A 1,534-nucleotide genomic window follows, 5' to 3' on the forward strand; every position below is an offset into this window, starting at 1 on the left:
GCCGACACCGGCGTTGCCGGCGGGTCCCAGGGTGCAGGCATGGCCATGGCCGCCGGTGGCGGCGTGCTCGCCCTCGGCGCGATCGGAGCCGGCGCATACTTCATGCGCCAGCGCCCCACCGAGTCCTGATCACGAAACGCAGAGCACGGGCTCTGCGTCGATGACGCCAATCATCTGATTCCGACCCCAAGACTCGGACAGACGATGCAGCGGCTCTGCGGAACTTCCTGGTTCTGCAGGGCCGCTCTTGGCTCCCCATCCTCACCTGGACTCCACACCGGCACTTCCCCTCCCAAAAGAAATACTTCATGGGGGACTGTAGATTGTGTTGACATGCACTCCTAGGCGGGGAGTGACACGTTTAATAAGATTGTTGCCGCCTAGAAGGTCTAATCCGAAAGAGAACCTCCATGTCTCGTCTCCGTAGGCAACACCACGAAGCCACCTCTCCGTCACCAGCCAGCCCCCGCCGCGCGGGTGCGCTCGCCATCACCTCGGCATTGATGCTTGCCCTTTCGGCATGTTCACCCGGACAGGACAGCAGCGCAGCGGCGAACGAAGCAGAACCTCCCGCAGCTGTTGAATCGGAGGCGAGCACGCCAGCGACGGATGCACCAGCAGAGACCGACGCCCCGGACGACAGTCAGAACGAGGACGAGGCTGAGGCCACGCCCACACCGACCCCTGCGGAGACTGAAGAGACCGAGGAGGCTGAGGAGGCCGAGGAGCAGTCCGGCGAGGCCGCCACCGAGACCGCTCCGCCTGCCTCCTTCGAGATCCCCACCATTGCGGCCGGCTCCGAGCTGCTGCACCTGGGCCTCAGAGACAACGGGACCCTGGAGGTTCCACCGGGGGATCCAGGCTCACCAGCAAGCTGGTACACCGGATCTCCCGCTCCCGGAGAGCAGGGCCCCTCGGTGCTGCTGGGCCACGTCGACGACTCGCTCGGTCAGCCAGGGGTCTTCGCTGACCTCCCCAATCTCGGCGAAGGCGACGAGATCACCGTGGCGCAGGAAGACGGAGAGGCGGCCACGTTTGTAGTGACCAAGGCCGAGCAGTACGGGAAGGACACCTTCCCCACACTGGAGGTCTATGGCAACACCGAGGATCCGGAGCTGCGCCTGATCACCTGTGACGGCTACAACCAGAGCACCGGAGAATACGAAGACAACTACGTGGTCTACGCGACCCTCGCCGACTGAGCTCGAATAGACCAGGCCGGGACTGGCGGCTTCCGCCGTGCCCCAGACGGTGTCACTCCGGGTCTCGAGTGTCGAAGGCTGATTAACGAGACGCTGCGTTTCTTATTACCACCGGATAGTTAGACCAAGTAATTATTTCTACAATTGGGGTGATCTGGGTTACTCTGATTGAGTCGCATCCGGGACCCCTGGACGTGGCGACAACGATTGTGACGAGGAGTCCCTCACATGCATAAATCCAAATTCTTTGCTGTTCCCACACTCGCTCTTGGCGCGCTGCTGCTCAGCGCAGCCCCAGCCATGGCCCACTCAGACCACGGCGGAGCCTCCGA

1 protein-coding gene is annotated in these 1,534 nt (G+C 62.9%); it reads left to right on the forward strand.

Features of this window, described 5'->3' with window-relative positions:
- Positions 1-503 precede the first annotated feature (503 nt).
- A complete protein-coding gene (locus EV640_RS13510) occupies positions 504-1,202 on the forward strand; it encodes a class F sortase (protein WP_133726730.1) in 699 nt (232 codons plus the stop codon).
- Positions 1,203-1,534 lie beyond the last annotated feature (332 nt).

Origin of the sequence: Nesterenkonia aurantiaca (assembly GCF_004364585.1) — a bacterium.
Lineage (GTDB): Bacteria > Actinomycetota > Actinomycetes > Actinomycetales > Micrococcaceae > Nesterenkonia > Nesterenkonia aurantiaca.